The 20238-nt window shown below is 63.6% G+C and carries 16 protein-coding genes; 6 read left to right on the forward strand and 10 right to left on the reverse strand.

The genetic code is table 11. The features are described 5' to 3' along the window. The first annotated feature begins 11 nt into the window (after positions 1-11). Genes mfd through JKP78_RS15135 form a run of 3 tightly spaced genes read left to right on the forward strand, consistent with a single transcriptional unit; the run spans position 12 to position 7371 of the window. Entirely contained in the window at positions 12-3461 is a 3450-nt protein-coding gene (gene mfd / locus JKP78_RS15125) for a transcription-repair coupling factor (protein ID WP_200626905.1), read from the forward strand. Positions 3462-3470: 9 nt separating this feature from the next. After that, positions 3471-4043 carry a CsiV family protein gene (locus JKP78_RS15130; protein WP_200626906.1) on the forward strand — a complete coding sequence of 191 codons (573 nt, stop codon included), beginning with the start codon at positions 3471-3473 and terminating at the stop codon, positions 4041-4043. 1 nt (position 4044) lies between these two features. Continuing rightward, the gene (locus JKP78_RS15135) at positions 4045-7371 is read left to right on the forward strand and encodes a DEAD/DEAH box helicase (RefSeq protein WP_200626907.1); all 3327 of its coding nucleotides are present in this window, start codon (positions 4045-4047) and stop codon (positions 7369-7371) included. 196 nt (positions 7372-7567) lie between these two features. Here the strand turns inward: JKP78_RS15135 and nagZ are convergent, their stop codons facing one another. From nagZ to JKP78_RS15150, 3 genes are read right to left on the reverse strand one after another with little or no spacing between them, the layout of a single operon-like run. Further along, complete coding sequence (gene nagZ, locus JKP78_RS15140; protein ID WP_200627105.1) at positions 7568-8566, reverse strand: beta-N-acetylhexosaminidase; 999 nt, start codon at positions 8564-8566, stop codon at positions 7568-7570. Between the two features lie 22 nt (positions 8567-8588). Then, positions 8589-9113 (reverse strand): L,D-transpeptidase, encoded by a 525-nt coding sequence (locus tag JKP78_RS15145; RefSeq protein ID WP_170029097.1) that lies wholly within the window; start codon positions 9111-9113, stop codon positions 8589-8591. A 40-nt stretch (positions 9114-9153) separates the two neighbouring features. Further along, positions 9154-9861, reverse strand: coding sequence for a TetR/AcrR family transcriptional regulator (locus JKP78_RS15150; protein WP_186690499.1), 708 nt, complete (start codon positions 9859-9861; stop codon positions 9154-9156). Between the two features lie 251 nt (positions 9862-10112). Here JKP78_RS15150 and lexA point away from each other — a divergent pair, with 251 nt between their 5' ends. Next, complete coding sequence (gene lexA, locus JKP78_RS15155; RefSeq protein WP_114170995.1) at positions 10113-10721, forward strand: transcriptional repressor LexA; 609 nt, start codon at positions 10113-10115, stop codon at positions 10719-10721. A gap of 13 nt (positions 10722-10734) precedes the next feature. Then, entirely contained in the window at positions 10735-11211 is a 477-nt protein-coding gene (gene sulA / locus JKP78_RS15160) for an SOS-induced cell division inhibitor SulA (RefSeq protein ID WP_170029095.1), read from the forward strand. 49 nt (positions 11212-11260) lie between these two features. On the opposite strand, the gene JKP78_RS15165 is transcribed toward sulA, so the two are convergent. From JKP78_RS15165 to JKP78_RS15195, 7 genes are all read right to left on the reverse strand, one after another. Then, the gene (locus tag JKP78_RS15165; protein WP_004376430.1) at positions 11261-11494 is read right to left on the reverse strand and encodes a hypothetical protein; all 234 of its coding nucleotides are present in this window, start codon (positions 11492-11494) and stop codon (positions 11261-11263) included. A gap of 50 nt (positions 11495-11544) precedes the next feature. Beyond that, the gene (locus JKP78_RS15170) at positions 11545-12060 is read right to left on the reverse strand and encodes a DUF6586 family protein (protein WP_031324481.1); all 516 of its coding nucleotides are present in this window, start codon (positions 12058-12060) and stop codon (positions 11545-11547) included. A gap of 89 nt (positions 12061-12149) precedes the next feature. After that, positions 12150-14759: a type I DNA topoisomerase gene (topA, locus tag JKP78_RS15175; protein WP_200626908.1), complete on the reverse strand. Its 2610-nt coding sequence runs from the start codon at positions 14757-14759 to the stop codon at positions 12150-12152. A gap of 100 nt (positions 14760-14859) precedes the next feature. After that, positions 14860-15111, reverse strand: coding sequence for a DUF1653 domain-containing protein (locus JKP78_RS15180; protein ID WP_186690497.1), 252 nt, complete (start codon positions 15109-15111; stop codon positions 14860-14862). 77 nt (positions 15112-15188) lie between these two features. Beyond that, positions 15189-16364: an acetyl-CoA C-acyltransferase FadA gene (fadA, locus tag JKP78_RS15185; RefSeq protein ID WP_200626909.1), complete on the reverse strand. Its 1176-nt coding sequence runs from the start codon at positions 16362-16364 to the stop codon at positions 15189-15191. Positions 16365-16395: 31 nt separating this feature from the next. Further along, positions 16396-18543 (reverse strand): fatty acid oxidation complex subunit alpha FadB, encoded by a 2148-nt coding sequence (gene fadB, locus JKP78_RS15190; RefSeq protein ID WP_200626910.1) that lies wholly within the window; start codon positions 18541-18543, stop codon positions 16396-16398. Between the two features lie 639 nt (positions 18544-19182). Beyond that, complete coding sequence (locus JKP78_RS15195) at positions 19183-19620, reverse strand: hypothetical protein (RefSeq protein WP_170029089.1); 438 nt, start codon at positions 19618-19620, stop codon at positions 19183-19185. Between the two features lie 110 nt (positions 19621-19730). Between JKP78_RS15195 and JKP78_RS15200 the strand changes: the two genes are divergently transcribed. After that, entirely contained in the window at positions 19731-20171 is a 441-nt protein-coding gene (locus JKP78_RS15200) for a universal stress protein (RefSeq protein ID WP_186678717.1), read from the forward strand. Positions 20172-20238 lie beyond the last annotated feature (67 nt).

Raw genomic sequence — 20238 nt, forward strand, 5'->3', positions numbered from 1 at the left:
TGCAATCTCCCGTGTCAGTTCTGCGCCTACCGCAAATGTCGGCCACGGCCGGCAAACAAACCTGGGGTAATCTGCCCGGAGCCGCCCTCAGCCTGGCCATCGCCGAGGCCGCCAGCAGCGCGGGCCGCTTCACCCTGCTGCTGACTGCCGACAGCCAGGCAGCCGATCGTCTGGAACAGGAACTCCGCTTCTTTGCCCCGGACCTGCCGGTGCTGCCGTTCCCCGATTGGGAAACCCTGCCCTACGACCTGTTCTCACCGCACCAGGACATCATCTCCCAGCGCATCGCCAGCCTGTACCGCTTGCCGGAGCTGAGCCATGGCATCCTCGTGGTGCCGGTCACCACCGCCCTGCACCGCCTGGCACCAACCCGCTTCCTGCTGGGCAGCAGCCTGGTGCTGGACGTCGGCCAGACCATCGACGTCGAACAGATGCGCACGCGCCTGGAAGCCAGCGGCTATCGCTGTGTCGATACCGTCTACGAGCATGGCGAGTTCGCCGTGCGCGGGGCGCTGATCGACCTGTTCCCGATGGGCAGCAAGCTGCCCTACCGCATCGACCTGTTCGATGACGAGATCGAAACCCTGCGCACCTTCGACCCCGAGACCCAGCGCTCGATCGACAAGGTCGACTCGGTACGCCTGCTGCCGGCGCGCGAGTTCCCGATGCAGAAAGAGGAAGTGACCCGCTTCAAGGCGCGCTTTCGCGAACGCTTCGATGTCGACTTCCGCCGCAGCGCGATTTTCCAGGACCTGGCCAGCGGCATCATCCCTGCCGGTATCGAGTACTACCTGCCGCTGTTCTTCGAAGAGACGTCGACCCTGTTCGACTACCTGCCGGCCGACACCCAGGTGTTCTCGCTGCCCGGCGTGGAACAGGCCGCCGAGCATTTCTGGAACGACGTACGCGGGCGTTATGAAGAGCGCCGTGGCGACCTGAGCCGGCCCTTGCTGCCGCCCGCCGAGCTGTTCCTGCCGGTGGAAGACTGCTTTGCCCGGCTCAAGCAATGGCCACGGGTGGTGGTCAGCAGCGAGGACCTCGAGCCCGGGGTCGGCCGCGAACGCTTCCCGGCGCGCGCACTGCCCAACCTGGCGATCGAGGCCAAGGCCAACCAGCCGCTGGCCGAACTGGCCAAGTTCCTCGACCAGTTCCCTGGCCGGGTGCTGTTCACCGCCGAATCGGCGGGCCGCCGCGAAGTGCTGCTGGAACTGCTCGAGCGGCTGAAACTGCGCCCCCAGGGCGTCGATGGCTGGGCCGACTTCATCACCGGTGCCGAGCGCCTGGCGATCACCATCGCCCCGCTGGACGATGGCCTGCTGCTGGACGACCCGGCCGTCGCCCTCATCGCCGAAAGCCCGCTGTTCGGCCAGCGCGTCATGCAGCGCCGCCGCCGCGACAAGCGTGGCGAAACCGCCAACGACGCGGTGATCAAGAACCTCACCGAGCTGCGTGAAGGCGCACCGGTGGTGCACATCGACCATGGTGTAGGCCGCTACCTGGGCCTGGCCACCCTGGAAATCGAAGGCCAGGCCGCCGAATTCCTGACCCTGGAATACGCCGAGGGTGCCAAGCTGTACGTGCCCGTGGCCAACCTGCACCTGATCGCCCGCTACACCGGCAGCGACGATGCCCTGGCGCCATTGCACCGGCTGGGTTCGGAGGCCTGGCAGAAGGCCAAGCGCAAGGCAGCCGAACAGGTGCGCGATGTCGCCGCCGAACTGCTCGACATCTATGCCCGGCGCGCCGCGCGCAAGGGTTATGCATTCGCCGACCCGGCCGCCGACTATGCCACCTTCAGCGCCGGCTTCCCGTTCGAGGAAACCCCGGACCAGCAGGCTGCCATCGAAGCCGTGCGCGCCGACATGCTCGCGCCCAAGCCGATGGACCGCCTGGTGTGCGGCGACGTCGGCTTCGGCAAGACCGAAGTGGCCATGCGCGCGGCATTCATTGCCGTGCACAGTGGCCGCCAGGTGGCGGTGCTGGTGCCCACCACCCTGCTCGCCCAGCAGCATTACAACAGCTTCCGCGACCGCTTCGCCGACTGGCCGGTGACCGTGGAGGTGATGAGCCGCTTCAAGTCGGCCAAGGAAGTGGCCGCTGCCGCCGCCGACCTGGCCGAAGGCAAGATCGACATCCTCATCGGCACCCACAAGCTGCTGCAGGACGACGTGCGCTTCAAGGACCTGGGCCTGGCCATCATCGACGAAGAGCACCGCTTCGGTGTGCGCCAGAAGGAACGGCTCAAGGCCCTGCGCAGCGAGGTGGACATCCTCACCCTCACCGCCACGCCGATTCCGCGCACGCTGAACATGGCCGTGGCAGGCATGCGCGACCTGTCCATCATCGCCACGCCACCGGCGCGCCGCCTGTCGGTTCGCACCTTCGTCATGGAGCAGAACAAGAGCACGGTCAAGGAGGCGCTGCTGCGTGAATTGTTGCGCGGCGGCCAGGTGTACTACCTGCACAACGATGTGAAAACCATCGAGAAATGCGCCGCCGACCTTGCCGAACTGGTCCCCGAGGCGCGCATCGGCATCGGCCATGGGCAGATGCGCGAGCGCGAGCTGGAACAGGTGATGAGCGACTTCTACCACAAGCGCTTCAACGTGCTGGTGGCCTCGACCATCATCGAAACCGGCATCGACGTGCCCAGCGCCAACACCATCGTCATCGAGCGTGCCGACAAGTTTGGCCTGGCCCAGCTGCACCAGTTGCGCGGCCGGGTTGGCCGTAGCCACCACCAGGCCTACGCCTACCTGCTGACGCCGACCCGGCAGAAGGTCAGCGCCGATGCCGAGAAACGCCTGGAGGCGATCGCCAACACCCAGGACCTTGGTGCCGGCTTCGTGCTGGCCACCAACGACCTGGAAATCCGCGGTGCCGGCGAATTGCTGGGCGAAGGCCAGAGCGGGCAGATCCAGGCAGTGGGCTTCACCCTGTACATGGAAATGCTCGAACGCGCAGTCAAGGCGATTCGCAAGGGCACCCAGCCCAACCTGGAGCAACCGCTGGGCGGCGGCCCGGAGATCAACCTGCGCCTGCCGGCCCTGATCCCCGAGGACTACCTGCCCGATGTGCACGCACGGCTGATCCTGTACAAGCGCATCGCCTCGGCCGCCGACGAAGAAGGCCTCAAGGACCTGCAGGTGGAGATGATCGACCGCTTCGGCCTGCTGCCCGAGCCGACCAAGAACCTGATGCGCCTGACCTCGCTCAAGCTGCAGGCGGAAAAGCTCGGCATCAAGAAAGTCGATGCCGGCCCCAATGGCGGCAAAATCGAGTTCGAGGCCGAAACCCCGGTCGACCCGCTGACCCTGATCAAGCTGATCCAGGGCCAGCCCAAACGCTACAAGTTCGAAGGCGCCACCCAGTTCCGCTTCCTGGTACCGATGGAACGCCCCGACGAACGCTTCAATACCTTGGAGGCGCTGTTCGAGCGCCTGACCCCACAGCCTGCTTAAGGAAGATCCATGCGTGCCATCCGTTGCCTGACCCTGCTGCTGGCGCTATTCGCCCCGGCCGCCTTCGCCGAAGGCCTGTATCAGGTGGAAATGATCCTGGTGCGGCAGAACAGCGTGCCCGCCTTTACCAGCCCGTTTGCCCCGGAAAACTGGAGCGCCGACGCCCCGCGCCTGGAAAAGGACGCCGAGCGCCGCCCGGCGCTGGAAGACGAAGCCACCCGCCTGGAAGCCACTGCCGACTACACCGTGCTGATGCACAAGGCCTGGCAGCAGCGGGTTGGCAGCGAACCCAGCCGCATCGCCCTGGGCGAAGGCGCCGAGCAGTTCGGCCACTTCCCCATCGAAGGCAACCTGAGCATCACCGAGGGCCGCTTCATCGCGGTCGAGGCCAACTTCTGGGTCAACCAGCTGGACGGCAACGGCAGCGTGCTGCAAAGCGAGCAGTTCAAGCAGAGCAACAGCAACGTCAAGGGTGGGCAGCTGACCTTCCTTGACGGCGGGCACCTGGCGCTGCTGCTGAAGGTGACCCCACCGGGCACGCCGAAGATGCCGGTAATGGACCCGGAGATGATGGAGCAGTGATGTGAGCAGCGGCGATGCGCAGCAACTGCTGAGGGCCCACCCCGGCTGGGTGAAGTTCATCGAGGCTGGCGCACTGGCACGAGGCCGCAATTATGCGGCCCAAGAGCGGACGCGCATCCTGTCGCAGCATGGCGCAACGGTCGAGGCAATCTGCAAGGGCTCGGCCGGCCAGACCTACCAGCAGACCATCCAGCTGCTCGTCAATCACGGTGACCTGCGCGTGTTCGGGCGCTGCTCCTGCCCCGTCGGGCTCAACTGCAAGCACTGCATTGCAGCGCTGCTGCAACTACAGGACGGAACAGACGGCCTTGACGCTGCAGCCCCGCCGGAGCAGGCCGCGCTTTCGCTGCCACCGGACCTCAACCTGTGGGTCCAGGCACTCGAGTCGCCGTCCCAACCCGCGGCCTCCCGCGAACCCGCACGCAAAGGCCCGGCAATCTATTACCGTATTCACCTGGATCATGAGCAATGGCGGCTCGAACCGATCAAAGGCACCCGGCAAACAGACGGCACACTGAAGATCGGTCGCATCACATCAATGCCCGAGATGATCTACTACACCCCCCGCTATGTCACGGAGGACGACGCCCGACTGTTGCGCCTGATCGATGCCCGCAGCAAGACGATTACGCCCGTGGTGCAACTGGAAGGCAAGCAGGGCGCGGAGCTCTACAGCTACGCCCTGGCCACTGATCGCCTGCTGTTCGAAGACGACGCTGCGCCACTGTCTCCCGGGCCGGAGCTGCATGCCGAGTTCCGCTGGGTCAGGCTGGACAATGGCAGCTACCGCGGCGCCTGGTATCACGATGGCCACTTGCAGCTGCAGGTACTGCCCATCGAGCCCATGTACTATGTGGACAGGCATTCGCATCAGACCGGCACACTGCGCCATGACCTCGACCCCTTCATTGCCAGCCAGCTCGCACGTGCACCTGTTGTTCCCGAACACCTGGTCGTTCCCTTGAGCCATCGATTGAACGCCTTGAACCGCCACGTCCCTACCCCCACAGCCGTGAGCACCCGGCAAATCGAAGACCTCACGCCAAGAGGGAGGCTGACCCTCGGCAGCCTCGAATTCAGTGCCTACATGCCCAAGACCGGCCGCATGCAACGGCAGATGCAACACCGCGCCGCGCTGGCATTCGACTACGACGGCCTGCACGCCAGCGGCAGCGACGACAAACCGCTGACCCGCCTGGTCGGCGACACCAGCCAGCGCATCCGCCGCCAGCCACAGGCCGAGCAGGCGCTGCGCAAGGTGCTTCGCGACCTCGGTTTCAAGCCCGCCACCCGGCAGAGCAAGGCATTGCCCGACAGCGCTGGCGAGATGCTCCAGCTTCCCGACGACGAAGCCTGGCTGCGTTTCGCCCGCGCAGGCCTGCCACGCTTGCGCGAGGCAGGCTGGGACATCGACATCCAGCGCGACTTCGCCTTCAACCTGCAGGAGGTTGACGACTGGTACGCCAGCATCGACGAGGCGCCCGGCCATGAATGGTTCGACCTGGAACTGGGCATCGTGGTCGATGGCCAGCGTCACAGTTTGCTACCGATCGTGCTGCAACTGCTGCGCAGCAACCCGGAACTGCTGCGCCCCAGTGAACTGGCCCGGCGCAGCGATGACGAGCACCTGCTGCTCGACCTCAACCGCGGGCGCCTGGACACCCCGGCCTTGCGTGTCGCCCTGCCCTACGGGCGGATCAAGGCGGTCATGGGCACCCTTGGCGAGCTGTACCTGCACGAAGATGCCACCGGCCCATCGCTGCGCCTGGACCGCGCCGATGCCGCGCGCCTGAACGAGATCGAAGGGCTGCCACTGCATTGGGAAGGCGGCGAGCATGTGCGCGATCTCGGCCGCCGCCTGCGCGATGCCCGCGACCTGCAGGTGCAACCACCGGCCGGCCTGCAAGCCAGCCTGCGCCCTTACCAGCAACAGGGCTTGAACTGGCTGCAGGCGCTACGAGAAATGGGCACCGGCGGCATCCTGGGCGACGACATGGGCCTGGGCAAGACCTTGCAGGCCCTGGCGCACCTGCTGCTGGAAAAGGAGTCCGGTCGCCTGAGTGCACCGGCCTTGGCCATCATGCCCACCAGCCTGATACCGAACTGGCTCGACGAAGCGCAACGCTTCGCCCCCGGCCTGCGGGTATTGGCCCTGCACGGGCCAGGGCGCAGCAAGCATTTCGCCAACCTGCACGCCTATGACGTGGTGCTGACCACCTATGCCCTGGCCCCCCGCGACCTCGAACACCTGCGCGCCCAGCGCTGGCACGTACTGGTGCTGGACGAGGCGCAGAACATCAAGAGCAGCACCAGCAAAGCCGCCCTTGCCGTCTGCGAACTGCAGGCCGGGCAGCGCCTGTGTCTGACCGGCACGCCGATGGAGAACAACCTCGGCGAGCTGTGGTCGCTCTTCCACTTCCTCATGCCTGGCTGGCTGGGCGACCAGAAGCGCTTCAACCAGGACTACCGCACCCCGATCGAGCGCCACGGCGACGGCGAGCGCATGGCCCACCTGGCCAAGCGCATCCGCCCGTTCCTGCTGCGCCGCACCAAGGAGCAGGTGGCCACCGAGCTGCCGGCCAAGACCGAGATGGTGCACTGGGTCGAGCTCAGCGATGCCCAGCGTGACACCTACGAGGCCGTGCGGGTGGCCATGGACAAGAAGGTCCGCGACGAAATCGCCCGCAATGGTGCCGCACGCAGCCAGATCGTCATCCTCGACGCCCTGCTCAAGCTGCGCCAGGTATGTTGCGACCTGCGCCTGGTCAAAGGCGTGGAAAGCAAAGGCAACCAGGCGGACAAGGGCAAGCTGGGCGCGCTGCTGGAAATGCTCGACGAGCTGCTCAGCGAAGGGCGCCGGGTACTGCTGTTTTCGCAGTTCACCTCGATGCTGGCGCTGATCGAGGAGGAACTGCACAAGCGCAAGATCCGCTACAGCCTGCTGACCGGAGATACCCGTGACCGGCGCACGCCGGTACAGCAATTCCAGCAGGGTGACAGCGAAGTGTTCCTGATCAGCCTCAAGGCGGGGGGCGTGGGTTTGAACCTGACGGCCGCAGACACGGTGATCCACTTCGACCCCTGGTGGAACCCGGCCAGCGAGAATCAGGCCACCGACCGCGCCTACCGCATTGGCCAGGACAAGCCAGTGTTCGTGTTCAAGCTGATCACCCGGGGCACGGTGGAAGAGAAGATCCAGCTGTTGCAGCAGGAGAAGGCGGCGCTGGCAGCGAGCCTGCTCGATGGCGGGCAGGCCGGGCAATGGCGGCTGGGGGATGAAGAGATCGAGGCACTGTTTGCGCCGCTGCCCGGGAAGCGCGGGCGCTAGCCCAGAATCCTCCACTGCCTGTACCGGCCTCTTCGCGGGCACGCCCGCTCCCACAGGCATATCAGTGCCCTCAAGGGCGGTGCCGTACCTGTGGGAGCGGGTTTACCCGCGAAGGAGCCGGCACAGATACAACACTAATTTCGAAACCAGCGCTGCACCTGTGGGAGCGGGCGTGCCCGCGAAGGGGCCGGCGCGGTCAATCGACCAACTGCGCCTCCCGCAACGCCCCCAACGCCTCCAGCCACCGCGGCTGCTGGCGATAATCCGTCCGCGCAAACCCTTGCCCACGCATCCGTGCAATCCGTGGCGAGGGCTTGACCTTCATTCGCTGCGCCGCACTCAACGCCAGCTCCGCCGCTGCCCGGTCATTGCACACCAGGCCCATGTCACAGCCAGCGCTCAACGCCGCTTCGATCCGGCTAGCCGCATCCCCGACCACATGCGCGCCAGCCATCGACAGGTCGTCACTGAAGATCACCCCGTCAAAGCCCAACTCGCCACGCAGGATATCCTGCAACCAGCGCCGCGAGAAGCCCGCCGGCTGGTTGTCGACCTGTGGGTAGATGACATGCGCCGGCATCACTGCCGCCAATTGCCCGCTCAGGCGGGTGAACGGCACCAGGTCGGCCTGACGCAGTTGTTCAAGGCTGCGCTCATCCGTGGGAATGGCCACATGCGAGTCCGCTTCGGCCCAGCCATGGCCCGGGAAATGTTTGCCACACGCCGCCATGCCCGCCGCGTTCATGCCGCGGATGAACGCCCCGGCCAGTTGCGTGGCACGCAGCGGGTCACCCTCGAAGGCGCGGCTGCCGACCACCGCACTGCGCTGGTAGTCCAGGTCGAGCACCGGGGCAAAGCTGAGGTCCAGGCCAACCGCCAACACCTCGGTCGCCATCAGCCAGCCGCACTGCTCGGCCAGGTATTCGGCGTTGTCGTTGTCAGCCAGCGCGCGCATGGCTGGCAGGCGCACGAAACCCTGGCGCAAGCGCTGCACGCGACCGCCTTCCTGGTCCACCGCCAGGATCAGGTCGGGGCGTATGGCACGAATGGAGGCGCACAGCTCACGCACCTGGCGCGGGCTGTCGACGTTACGGGCAAAGATGATCAGGCCGGCCACTTCAGGCTGGCGTAGCAGGTGACGGTCTTCGGCGGTCAGCCATTTACCGGCGATATCCACCATCAAGGAGCCTTGCAGGCTGACAGTCATGGGAAATCCTTCATTGGAGACTGAGAGAAGCCCACTGGGGGCAAGCGGCCTGCTCGATGCGCACCAGGCAATGCGCCGGCACCCGCTCGAACAGGCTGAGCAAATCGGTGTTGCGCAGGCGTATGCAGCCATGGGACAGCGCTACGCCCATGGGTTCCGTATCCGGGGTGCCGTGCAGGTAGATATAGCGGCGGAAGGTATCGACCGCGCCAAGGCGATTGACCCCGGGCTCGCAACCGCTGAGCCAGAGGATGCGGGTAAGGATCCAGTCCCGCCCGGGGTACTGCGCCTGCAACGCCGGCGACCACACCTCGCCGGTCCAGCGCCGCCCGGCCAGTACCGCATTCAACGGCAGGCCTGCGCCGATCTTTGCCCGCACCTGGTGCAAGCCGCAAGGCGTGCAGCCCGAGCCGTTGCGCTCGCCGGCACCGTTGCGCGCGGTGGAAACCGGCAGGCGCAGGCATAGCTGGCCACGGCTGAAACCGTACAGGCACTGGTCGGCAAGGGAAATGTGCAGCAGATCGAGATCGGACATGGGCGCTAGCTTAGCCGAAGCGCCCTGCCCCGCCCAGCCTTCAGGCTTTGGCGGTGATGGTAGCGGACTTGCTGCGCGGGCGTAACTGGGCGGTGGCCATGGCCTCGTCGGTAACGCCACTATCGGCACGCATGCCGGCCGCCAGGAAAGGCACCATCAGGCGCATTACCTGCTCGATCGAGGTGTTGATGCCGAAGTCGGTTTCGGCGATCGCGCGCAGGGCCTTGATACCGGACATGCTGAAGGCTGCGGCACCAAGCATGAAGTGCACCCGCCAGAACAGCTCAAGCGGTGGGATACGCGGCGCGGCCTCGTTGACCAGCAGCATGTAGCGGCGGAACACCTTCCCGTACATGTCTTCCAGGTACCGCCGCAGGTGGCCCTGGCTCTGGCTGAAGGCCAGGCCCAGCAGGCGCATGAAGATCGACAGGTCGTTGTTGCTGCGTGGCTGCACGGCCAGGGCCTGTTCCACCAGCATTTCCAGCAGCTCTTCGAGGCTGGGCTTGTGCTCCGGCTTTGCCTGGCGCCGCTCCAGCTCGCGCTCGAGGCTGGCGCAGAATGGCCCGAGGAAGCGCGAGAACACTGCCTGGATCAGGGCCTTCTTGGAACCGAAGTGATAGTTGACCGCCGCCAGGTTGACCCCGGCCTTGCTGGTAATCAGCCGCAACGAGGTTTCGGCGAACCCCCTTTCCGCGAACAGCTGCTCGGCAGCATCGAGAATGCGTTCAACGGTTTCCGATTGGGCCATGACTACTCCGACTACTCCGCCAGACAAACAGGTGTTTGAAACATACGTTTCAGCCCTGCTTCTGTCAAGGCTCGGTGACCGGTCGGTCGCCATTAAAAGGCGACGCGCTTCACGCTGCAAGCCTCAAAACAGCAGCGGCGCACGCCGGGGCCTGCAGCAGCGTTTCGCAGTTTTCTTGCTGCCGGTAGCTTGCAGCGCATCCAGTACTGTATATAATCCCAGGCACTGTACAAAAAGACAGAGCGCCCAACATGTTGAAACTGACGCCACGCCAAGCCGAAATTCTCGCGTTCATCAAGCGTTGCCTGGAAGACAACGGCTTCCCGCCAACCCGCGCCGAGATCGCTCAGGAGCTGGGCTTCAAGTCGCCCAACGCCGCCGAGGAACACCTCAAGGCCCTCGCCCGCAAGGGCGCGATCGAAATGACCCCGGGCGCCTCTCGCGGCATTCGCATCCCTGGCCTGGAGGCCAAGGCCGAAGAAAGCGGCCTGCCGATCATCGGCCGGGTCGCCGCCGGTGCGCCGATCCTTGCCGAACAGCACATCGAGCAATCCTGCAATATCAGCCCCGACTTTTTCCACCCCCAGGCCGACTATCTGTTGCGCGTGCACGGCATGAGCATGAAGGACGTCGGTATCTTCGATGGCGACCTGCTGGCGGTGCATACCTGCCGCGAAGCACGCAACGGCCAGATCGTCGTGGCGCGTATCGGCGACGAAGTCACCGTCAAGCGTTTCAAGCGTGAAGGCAGCAAGGTCTGGTTGCTTGCCGAAAACCCCGAATTCGCCCCTATCGAAGTCGACCTGAAAGAACAGGAACTGGTGATCGAGGGTTTGAGCGTCGGCGTCATTCGCCGCTGATCCAGGAGGCGTCATGCAGCAGTTCATTCACGCACCCGAGCAAGCCCAGTTGCCATTGTTCGAAGCATTCCTCGCCCAGCCAGTCTTGCCAGGCCTGAAAACCACTGAACTGGCACGCAAGAGCAGCCAGCCCGAGCTGTTCAGCGAACTGTCGCTACGCGGTGCTCCCGGGCACTGCCACAGCCTGCTGGCACCGGTACTGCGCGAGCTGAGCGAAGAGGACGAGGCCCGCTGGCTGACCTTGATCGCTCCGCCTTCGAGCCTGACCCAGGCCTGGCTGCGCGACGCCGGGCTCAACCGTGAACGCATCCTGCTGCTGCACCCTCGCGGCAATCAAAGCCCGCTGCAACTGGCCTGCGAAGCGCTGCGCCTGGGCCGCAGCCACACCGTGGTCAGCTGGCTCGGCAATGTGAATGCCACGGCACGCCAGCAATTGCTGCGTGCCGCCAGCGCCGGAAACGCACAAAGCCTGAACATCCGCCTCGGCTGATGTTCAGGCTTTGCCTGTTGCTACATGACACCTGATGCCGCGCTGCCTGTCAGTGCAGCACGCGCGGCCCCTCATCGCGCTCGAGTTCGCCATCCATCAGGCGACCGGCCATTTGCACGCCCACACTGAGCATGGCCTTGGCCACTTCCACATGTTGACCCTGCAGGAACGCCTTGGCGTCTTCCGAGAAATCCAAGGTTACCAGAGAGCCCTCATCCTCGGCGCGACGCAGTTCGATGCGGCCATCAGGCAACTCGACAATTTCCAGAAACGACGTAGACATAAATGGCAGTTCTCCGCGAAAGGCCAGCATTGTACCAGCCGTAGCGGTTATCAGCACTCACTCAACGCATCACGGAAACGTCTTACAAGGCCCTTGAGGTTGCTGCGCCAGCTTTCCAATTCCGCACGTGACAGCGCCGGATGCTCGGGTTCATCGAGATTGACGGCCTGAATGAGCGGCTGGGTAACATCGGTTTTCGGTGTTTTCTTCGCGACCGGTGGTCGGAACAAATCGGCATAAGCACCTAGCATCTGTGCCAGCCAGGTTTCACGCTGGCGGGCCAGTTCCAGCAGCTCGGCCACTTCCGGGATGGCGATGCCGTTCAGGGCGTCGTCGGCCAGCGCTTGCTCGACAGTAGCAACGACAGGCAAGCGGTAGAAGCCACCAATCTCATGGCACAGCCCCAGCAGCGCGCCGTACAGGTGAAACAGCGCCGATTCACGCTCAGCCTGGACCAGGCCCTGGGCGTTCATCGCCTGGCTTTGCTCGGCCTTGGCCATGGACTCCAGGGCGAGGCCGGCGAAGAACAGTTTCTGGTTGGTGCGGGTGTAGAGTTCCTGGGCCATCTCGGTGCCCTCCCATAAGGCTGCAAGGCGGATAGCTGCATCATAAATGATTAGGGCCGCAAAGCGGCCCCAATCACAGCACTGAAGGATCAGCGCTTGTCTTCAACCTTCCAGGCACCACCGTCGTAGAACGCCTTCCAGCCGGTCGGCTTGCCATCGACTTCAGACTGCACGTACTGCTCCTTGGTCTTGCGGCTGTAGCGGATCACCGCAGGCCGGCCGTCCGGATCCTTCTGCGGTGCATCGCACAGGAAGTGGTACTTAGGATCGATCTCGTGCTTGTGCGGCACGATTTCCAGCACCAGCGGCGCACGCGTCTCACGGTTCTTGGGGAACTGGCTGGCAGCCAGGAACAGCCCCGAAGCGCCATCACGCAGCACGTAGGTGTCGTCGACCTTCTCGCACTTGAGCTCAGGCATATCCACCTTGTCCATCTTCGGTGGCGCTGCCTCGCCGCTCTTGAGCAGTTTGCGGGTGTTCTTGCAGGCCGGGTTGGTGCAACCGAAGAACTTGCCGAAACGGCCAGTCTTCAACTGCATCTCGCTGCCGCACTTGTCGCACTCCAGGCTCGGCCCTTCGTAGCCCTTGATGCGATAGTTGCCTTCTTCGATCTCATATCCGGCGCAATCCGGGTTGTTACCGCAGATGTGCAGCTTGTGCTTCTCGTCCAGCAGGTAGGCATCCATCGCCGTGGCGCAGATCGGGCAGCGGTGCTTGCCCAGCAGCACACGGGATTCCGATTCACCCTCGTCGTCGGCGGCAATCTCATCGCCCGGCACCAGGTTAACGGTAGCCTTGCAGCGCTCTTTCGGCGGCAGGCTGTAGCCCGAGCAGCCGAGGAATACGCCGGTCGAGGCAGTACGAATCATCATCGGGCGGCCACATTCCTTGCACGGAATGTTGGTCATGGTCGGCTGGTTGGCGCGCATGCCGTCTTCGCTGGACTCGGCAGTCTGCAGCTTCTTGCTGAAGTCGCCATAGAACTCGTCGAGCACGTTCTTCCAGTCACGCTCACCCTGGGCCACGTCGTCGAGGTTCTCTTCCATGTCGGCGGTAAAACCGTAGTCCATCAGGTTGGAGAAGCTCTCGGACAGGCGCTCAGTGACGATGTCGCCCATCTTTTCCGAGTAGAAGCGGCGGTTGTGCAGGGTCACATAGCCACGGTCCTGGATGGTCGAGATGATAGCCGCGTAGGTCGACGGACGGCCGATGCCGCGCTTCTCCATTTCCTTGACCAGGCTGGCTTCGGTGAAGCGTGCCGGTGGCTTGGTGAAATGCTGGCTCGGGTCGATCTGGATCAGCTTCAGCGCTTCACCCTGGACCATCTCCGGCAACACATCGTCTTCGCCCGGCTTGCTCTGCTGCGGCAGCACACGGGTGTAACCGTCGAACTTGAGGATACGGCCCTTGGCCCGCAGCTCGAAGTCGCCAGCAGCCACGGTGACGCTGGTGGACAGGTACTGCGCCGGCGGCATCTGGCAGGCCAGGAACTGACGCCAGATCAGCTCGTACAGGCGCTCGGCGTCACGCTCCATGCCACTGAGCTTGGTCGGGTGGGTGTTGACGTCGGAAGGACGAATCGCTTCGTGCGCCTCCTGGGCGCCCTCCTTGCTGCCATACACCAGCGGCGCATCCGGCAGGTACTGCTTGCCGAATTCACGCTCGATGTAGCTGCGCGCCATGTCCAAGGCGTCGGCCGACAGGTTGGTCGAGTCGGTACGCATGTAGGTGATGTAGCCGGCTTCGTACAAGCGCTGGGCCATCATCATGGTTTTCTTCACACCGAAGCCCAGGCGGTTGCTGGCGGCTTGCTGCAAGGTGGAGGTAATGAACGGCGCCGACGGCTTGCTGCTGGTCGGGCGGTCTTCGCGCTTGACCACGCTGTAGCTGGAGGCCTTGAGCTTTGCCAGCGCAGCCATGGCCTGGGCTTCGTTCAGCGGCTTGAAGGCCTCGCCCTTCTCGCGCGCCACTTCGAAGCGCACCTTGGCGTTCTTGGCCGTGCCCAGGTCGGCGTGGATTTCCCAGTACTCTTCGGGGATGAACGCGCGGATCTCGCGCTCGCGCTCCACCACCAGCTTTACCGCCACCGACTGCACACGGCCGGCGGACAGGCCGCGGGCAATCTTGGCCCACAGCAGAGGCGAGACCATGTAGCCGACCACACGGTCAAGGAAGCGCCGCGCCTGCTGGGCATTGACCCGGTCGATATCCAGCTCGCCCGGCTGCGAGAAGGCATCCTGGATGGCCTTCTTGGTGATTTCGTTGAACACCACGCGCTTGTAGCGGCTGTCGTCGCCGCCGATGGCCTCGCGCAGGTGCCAGGCAATGGCTTCTCCTTCGCGGTCCAAGTCGGTTGCGAGATAGATGGTGTCGGCATCCTTGGCCAGGCGGCGCAGCTCTTCGATCACCTTTTCCTTGCCGGGCAGGATCTCGTACTTGGCCTTCCAGCCGTGGTCAGGGTCGACGCCCATGCGTGCGACCAGCTGGCGACGGGCCTTTTCCTTCGGCGACAGCGCCGGAGCCTCACCCGCGGCCTTGCCACGCTTGGCGGTCGGCTCTTTGCTGGCGCTGGCCGAACCGCTGGTGGGGAGGTCTCGGATATGGCCGATACTCGACTTCACCACGTACTGGTTGCCCAGGTACTTGTTGATGGTCTTGGCCTTGGCCGGGGATTCCACAATGACCAGCGATTTGCCCATGGATCGGAGTATTCCTGAATCTGAAGATAAAAAACGCGTCAGGTGCCAGACGCGGCACCGCTATATATAGTGGCAAAAGTGCGAGGTCAAGTTCGGACTATCACGCTTGCGACTTGCCCGGCAGCCCGGACAGCCCCTCTTCGGCCTTGACCAAAGCAAAGCGTGGCACCTGCTCGCCGTCAACCTCGACGGACTCCTGGAACATCGAAAGTGGCCGTACCCAGAAGCTGTAATCACCATACAGGCATTGGTAGAACACCATCCACTCTTCGCTTTCGGAGTGCCGTGCAACACTGAAGACACGGTACTCAGGCCCTTTGTAATGCCGGTATATGCCTGGTTGTATCTGCATGTTGCCCACCCTCTTGAAAAAAACCTGAAAAAAACAAAACCGGGGCACAAGGCCCCGGTCGCTGTCCCTCAACGCGATCAGACGCGTTCGAAGACAGTGGTGATACCTTGGCCGAGGCCGACACACATGGTCGCCACCCCCAGAGTACCGCCATTCTGCTTCATGACGTTGAGCAGGGTGCCGGAAATCCGTGCCCCGGAGCAACCGAACGGGTGGCCCAAGGCAATGGCGCCGCCGTGCAGGTTAACCTTCTCATCCATCTTGTCGAGCACTTTCAGATCTTTCAGCACTGGCAGGGCCTGTGCAGCGAAGGCTTCGTTGAGTTCGATGAAGTCGATGTCGGCCATGCTCAGGCCGGCACGCTTGAGGGCTTTCTGGGTCGATGGCACCGGGCCGTAGCCCATGATCGCCGGGTCGACACCGGCCACTGCCATGGCACGGATGACGGCCAACGGCTGGATGCCAAGGTCCATGGCGCGCTGGCCGGACATGACGATCATGCACGAGGCACCGTCGGTGATCTGCGACGAGGTACCGGCAGTGACGGTACCACCCTTGGGGTTGAACGCCGGCTTGAGCGAGGCCAGGCCTTCGAGGGTGGTTTCCGGGCGAATGGTTTCGTCGAAGTCGAATACCTTGAGGAAGCCGTTCTCGTCATAGCCCTGCATCGGGATGATTTCGTCCTTGAACTTGCCTTCGACCGTGGCCTTGTGGGCCAGCTGGTGCGAACGCAGGCCGAACAGGTCCTGCTGCTCACGGGTGATGCCGTGCATCTTGCCGAGCATTTCCGCAGTCAGGCCCATCATCCCCGAGGCCTTGGCGGCGTGCAGGGACAGGTGCGGGTTGGGATCCACGCCATGCATCATGCTGACGTGACCCATGTGCTCCACGCCACCGACCACGAACACATCACCGTTACCGGTCATGATGGCCTGGGCGGCAGTGTGCAGCGCACTCATCGACGAGCCGCACAGGCGGCTGACGGTCTGCGCTGCGGAGGTGTGCGGGATCTGGGTCATCAGCGAGGCCATGCGGGCGATGTTCCAGCCCTGCTCCAGGGTCTGGTTGACGCAGCCCCAGATCACGTCCTCGACCTCTTTCGGGTCGACCTTGTCGTTGCGTTCCAGCAGCTTGCTGATCAGGTGCGCCGACATGTCTTCGGCGCGGGTATTGCGGTGCATGCCACCCTTGGAGCGGCCCATTGGCGTGCGACCGAAGTCGACAATCACCACGTCTCTTGGATTCAGGCTCATATCAAATCTCTCGCTCTAGCTGGTTGACCGCTCAGTTGAAGAAGCGCTGGCCGTTCTTGGCCATTTCACGCAGCTTGGCGGTCGGGTGGTACAGCGGCCCCAGGTCGGCGTACTGATCGGCCAGGGCAACGAATTCGGCCACACCGATCGAGTCGATGTAGCGCAGCGCGCCACCGCGGAAGGGAGGGAAGCCAATGCCATAGACCAGGCCCATGTCGGCTTCGGCAGCGGTTTCGACGATGCCGTCTTCCAGGCAGCGCACAGTCTCCAGGCACAGCGGGATCATCATCCAGTTGATGATGTCTTCGTCGCTGACTTCACGCTGCTCGAAGACGATCGGCTTGAGCACGTCGAGCACGCTGGCGTCGGCGACCTTCTTCGGCTTGCCGCGCTTGTCGGTTTCGTAGGCGTAGAAGCCTTTGCCATTCTTCTGGCCCAGGCGGTTGGCCTCGTACAGGGCGTCGACGGCCGAGCGACGCTCGTCCTTCATGCGGTCCGGGAAGCCTTCGGCCATCACGTCACGACCGTGGTGGCCGGTGTCGATGCCGACCACGTCCATCAGGTACGCCGGGCCCATCGGCCAGCCGAACTTTTCCATGACCTTGTCGATACGCACGAAGTCGACACCGGCACTGACCAGCTTGGCGAAACCGCCGAAGTACGGGAACAGCACGCGGTTGACCAGGAAGCCCGGGCAGTCGTTGACCACGATCGGGTTCTTGCCCATTTTCTTGGCGTAGGCCACGGTGGTGGCGACCGCCACGTCACTGGACTTCTCGCCACGGATGACTTCCACCAGCGGCATCATGTGCACCGGGTTGAAGAAGTGCATGCCGACGAAGTTTTCCGGGCGCTTGAGCGCCTTGGCCAGCAGGTTGATGGAAATGGTCGAGGTGTTCGAGGCGAGGATCGCATCGTCCTTCACCTGGCCTTCGACTTCGGCCAGCACGGCCTGCTTGACCTTCGGGTTCTCGACCACCGCCTCGACGACGATGTCGACATTGGCGAAATCGCCATAGGACAGGGTCGGGCGAATGGCGTTGAGCGCCTCGGCCATCTTGGCCGGGGTCAGGCGGCCCTTCTCGACGCGGTTGCCAAGCAGCTTGGCAGCCTCGTTCAGGCCCAGCTGGATGGCTTCTTCGCGGATGTCCTTCATCAGGATCGGGGTGCCCTTGACCGCCGACTGGTAGGCGATGCCGCCACCCATGATACCGGCGCCGAGCACGGCCGCCTGCTTCACGTCGTGGGCGATTTCGTCGTGGGCCTTGGCCTTGCGCTTGAGTTCCTGGTCGTTCAGGAACAGGCCGACCAGGCTTTCGGCAACCGAGGTCCTGGCCAGTTTGGCAAAGCCTGCTGCTTCCACTTCCAGGGCTTTGTCACGGCCGAAGTTGGCGGCCTTCTGGATGGTCTTGATGGCTTCGACCGGTGCCGGGTAGTTCGGGCCGGCCTGGCCAGCGACGAAGCCCTTGGCGGTCTCGAAGGCCATCATCTGCTCGATGGCGTTGAGCTTGAGCTTTTCCAGCTTGGGCTGGCGCTTGGCCTTGTAGTCCAGTTCGCCACTGATGGCGCGCTTGATCAGGTCGAGCGCACCGGCCATCAGCAGTTCAGGCGCGACAACGGCATCCACAGCCCCGACTTTCAGCGCGTCTTCGGCACGGTTTTCCTTACCGGCGGCGATCCACTCGATGGCATTGTCCGGACCGATCAGGCGCGGCAGGCGCACGGTGCCGCCGAAGCCCGGGTAGATACCCAGCTTGACTTCCGGCAGGCCGATCTTGGCGCTGCTGGACATGACCCGGTAGTCGGCGGCCAGGCACATTTCCAGGCCACCGCCCAGGGCGATGCCGTTGATGGCGGCCACAGTCGGCACTTCGAGGTCTTCGAAGGCGTTGAAAATGCGGTTGGCTTCCAGGTTGCCGGCGACCAGTTCGGCCTCGGGCAGCTTGAAGTTGTCGACGAACTCGGTGATGTCGGCGCCGACGATGAACACGTCCTTGCCACTGCTGACGATCACGCCCTTGACCGAGGCGTCGGCCTGGATGGCATCGACGGCCTGGCGAAGCTCGTTCAGGGTAAGGCGGTTGAACTTGTTGACGGACTCACCCTTGAGGTCGAACTTGAGCTCGACGATGCCACTTTCAAGAGCCTTAACCGTGATGGCTTTACCTTCGTAAATCATCAACTGATCTCCACGATATGGAAGCTGAACGTACACGCCGATCGCTGCAGCAAAAGCAGGCCTAGCTGCCCTGCCCCAGGCACACCCGTCAGCGCGCTATTCGGAAGTATGGCTTGGCGCGCTGACATACAAACGCTCAATTCATACGCCCGTTTGATTTGGGTGTGCACACATTCTCCGAAAAGATCGGCGTTGTCAAATGCTCACGAGCCGGGTGAAAACGCGACTTTCCAGTCATTTTGTATCGCTCAGGTACAAAACATGATGACAGTGATCGCTGACCATTCATGTCAGCGATTGACCATAGGCGACGGTGAAGCGCGGTGTTTTTCAGCTTGCGCGACAATGCCTGGCGGCTACACTGCCACTTGCTTGATGAATACCCGGCCTGCCTGGCCTTTTCTGCGCAGCAGAACGCAAAGCGGCGACTTGGCACCCTATCCCTTCAGGGGAATGCCAAGCCGCCGCTTTGTCGTTACAGAGGTTCCACAGCGCCGCATAGCCTTGTAGGAGCGGCCTTGTGTCGCGATGGGCCGCAGAGCGGCCCCGGCAATTTCAGCTATGGCGCAAAAAACCGGGGCCGCTGCGCGCCCCATCGCGACACAAGGCCGCTCCTACAGGGCCCGTGCATGACAGGCCTCAGGCCAGCGTTTCGAGGACGTAGGCAACATCCTGCAACACAGCCGTATCGCCACGCTCGGTCCAGTACAGGGCAATCATCCGCGCATCGGCTTCGACCTTGTAGACGCTCGCGGGCAAGCGCGCCAAGGGCTCCATGAACCGTGGGTCTTCACATGGCTCGCGCCACTGGTTCCACCACACCCCGGGGCTGATCTGCCAGAAGCTGAAGCTGTCCTCATGCCCGCGACGGCGCGCCCGATGGTATTGCGGGCATGGGCTTGGCGCTGGCCTTTCCAGCCAGTGCGGCCACTGCTGCGGCGCCAACTGCATGGCCAGGCCCATGCGCCGCGCCTCCAGGCGCAGCTTCATCTGCTCGCTCTGCTTGCGCGAGGTGCGCAACCAGGAAAGCGGGCTGAGAATCAGCGCAAGGATTGACACCACCAGCAATACCGTCATATCAGTAGTTCCCATAAAACGTTGCAAATGAGCCGGTTAGCCATTTTTCACGGAAGACCCGCCCGAAAGCGACCATACTTCTTCTATCGCGATTGTCAGGAGTTCCGCTCATGCAATACGAACATCTTCTGGTCGCCGTCGACCTGACCGAAGAATGCGACCCGGTGATCAAACGCGCCATGGCGCTGGCGACACCGTCAAATGCCAAGGTTTCACTGGTACATATCGTCGAGCCGATGGCCATGGCGTTCGGCGGTGACGTACCCATGGACCTGTCGCAACTGCAACAGCAGCAGTTCGACCAGGCCAAGGAGCGCATGGAACGCCTGTTCAACAAGTACCCGGACATCCACCGCGGCGACTCGCACCTGACCTATGGCCAGCCGCGCCAGGAAATCCACCAGCTGGCCAAGGACCAGAAGTGCGACCTGATCGTGGTCGGCAGCCACGGCCGCCATGGGCTGGCGTTGCTGCTGGGTTCCACGGCCAATGATGTGCTGCATGGCGCGCCGTGCGATGTGCTGGCGGTAAGGCTGCAGAAAAAAGAATGATTTGACCTGTACCGGCCCTTTCGCGGGCTTGCCCGCTCCCACAGGGACTGCACAGAGCTGAAAATCT

This window comes from Pseudomonas sp. LAM2023 (genome assembly GCF_016620375.1).
Taxonomy (GTDB): Bacteria; Pseudomonadota; Gammaproteobacteria; order Pseudomonadales; family Pseudomonadaceae; genus Aquipseudomonas; species Aquipseudomonas anuradhapurensis.

Bases quoted from the DNA above. Each gene is read 5' to 3' on its own strand.
- JKP78_RS15165 (WP_004376430.1), bottom strand. From the start codon at position 11,494: ATGTCTACGTCGTTTCTGGAAATTGTCGAGTTGCCTGATGGCCGCATC.
- JKP78_RS15150 (WP_186690499.1), bottom strand. From the start codon at position 9,861: ATGGCCCAATCGGAAACCGTTGAACGCATTCTCGATGCTGCCGAGCAG.
- JKP78_RS15195 (WP_170029089.1), bottom strand. From the start codon at position 19,620: ATGACGGTATTGCTGGTGGTGTCAATCCTTGCGCTGATTCTCAGCCCG.
- sulA (WP_170029095.1), top strand. From the start codon at position 10,735: ATGCAGCAGTTCATTCACGCACCCGAGCAAGCCCAGTTGCCATTGTTC.
- JKP78_RS15180 (WP_186690497.1), bottom strand. From the start codon at position 15,111: ATGCAGATACAACCAGGCATATACCGGCATTACAAAGGGCCTGAGTAC.
- fadA (WP_200626909.1), bottom strand. From the start codon at position 16,364: ATGAGCCTGAATCCAAGAGACGTGGTGATTGTCGACTTCGGTCGCACG.
- lexA (WP_114170995.1), top strand. From the start codon at position 10,113: ATGTTGAAACTGACGCCACGCCAAGCCGAAATTCTCGCGTTCATCAAG.
- fadB (WP_200626910.1), bottom strand. From the start codon at position 18,543: ATGATTTACGAAGGTAAAGCCATCACGGTTAAGGCTCTTGAAAGTGGC.
- topA (WP_200626908.1), bottom strand. From the start codon at position 14,759: ATGGGCAAATCGCTGGTCATTGTGGAATCCCCGGCCAAGGCCAAGACC.
- JKP78_RS15145 (WP_170029097.1), bottom strand. From the start codon at position 9,113: ATGTCCGATCTCGATCTGCTGCACATTTCCCTTGCCGACCAGTGCCTG.
- JKP78_RS15200 (WP_186678717.1), top strand. From the start codon at position 19,731: ATGCAATACGAACATCTTCTGGTCGCCGTCGACCTGACCGAAGAATGC.
- JKP78_RS15170 (WP_031324481.1), bottom strand. From the start codon at position 12,060: ATGGCCCAGGAACTCTACACCCGCACCAACCAGAAACTGTTCTTCGCC.
- JKP78_RS15130 (WP_200626906.1), top strand. From the start codon at position 3,471: ATGCGTGCCATCCGTTGCCTGACCCTGCTGCTGGCGCTATTCGCCCCG.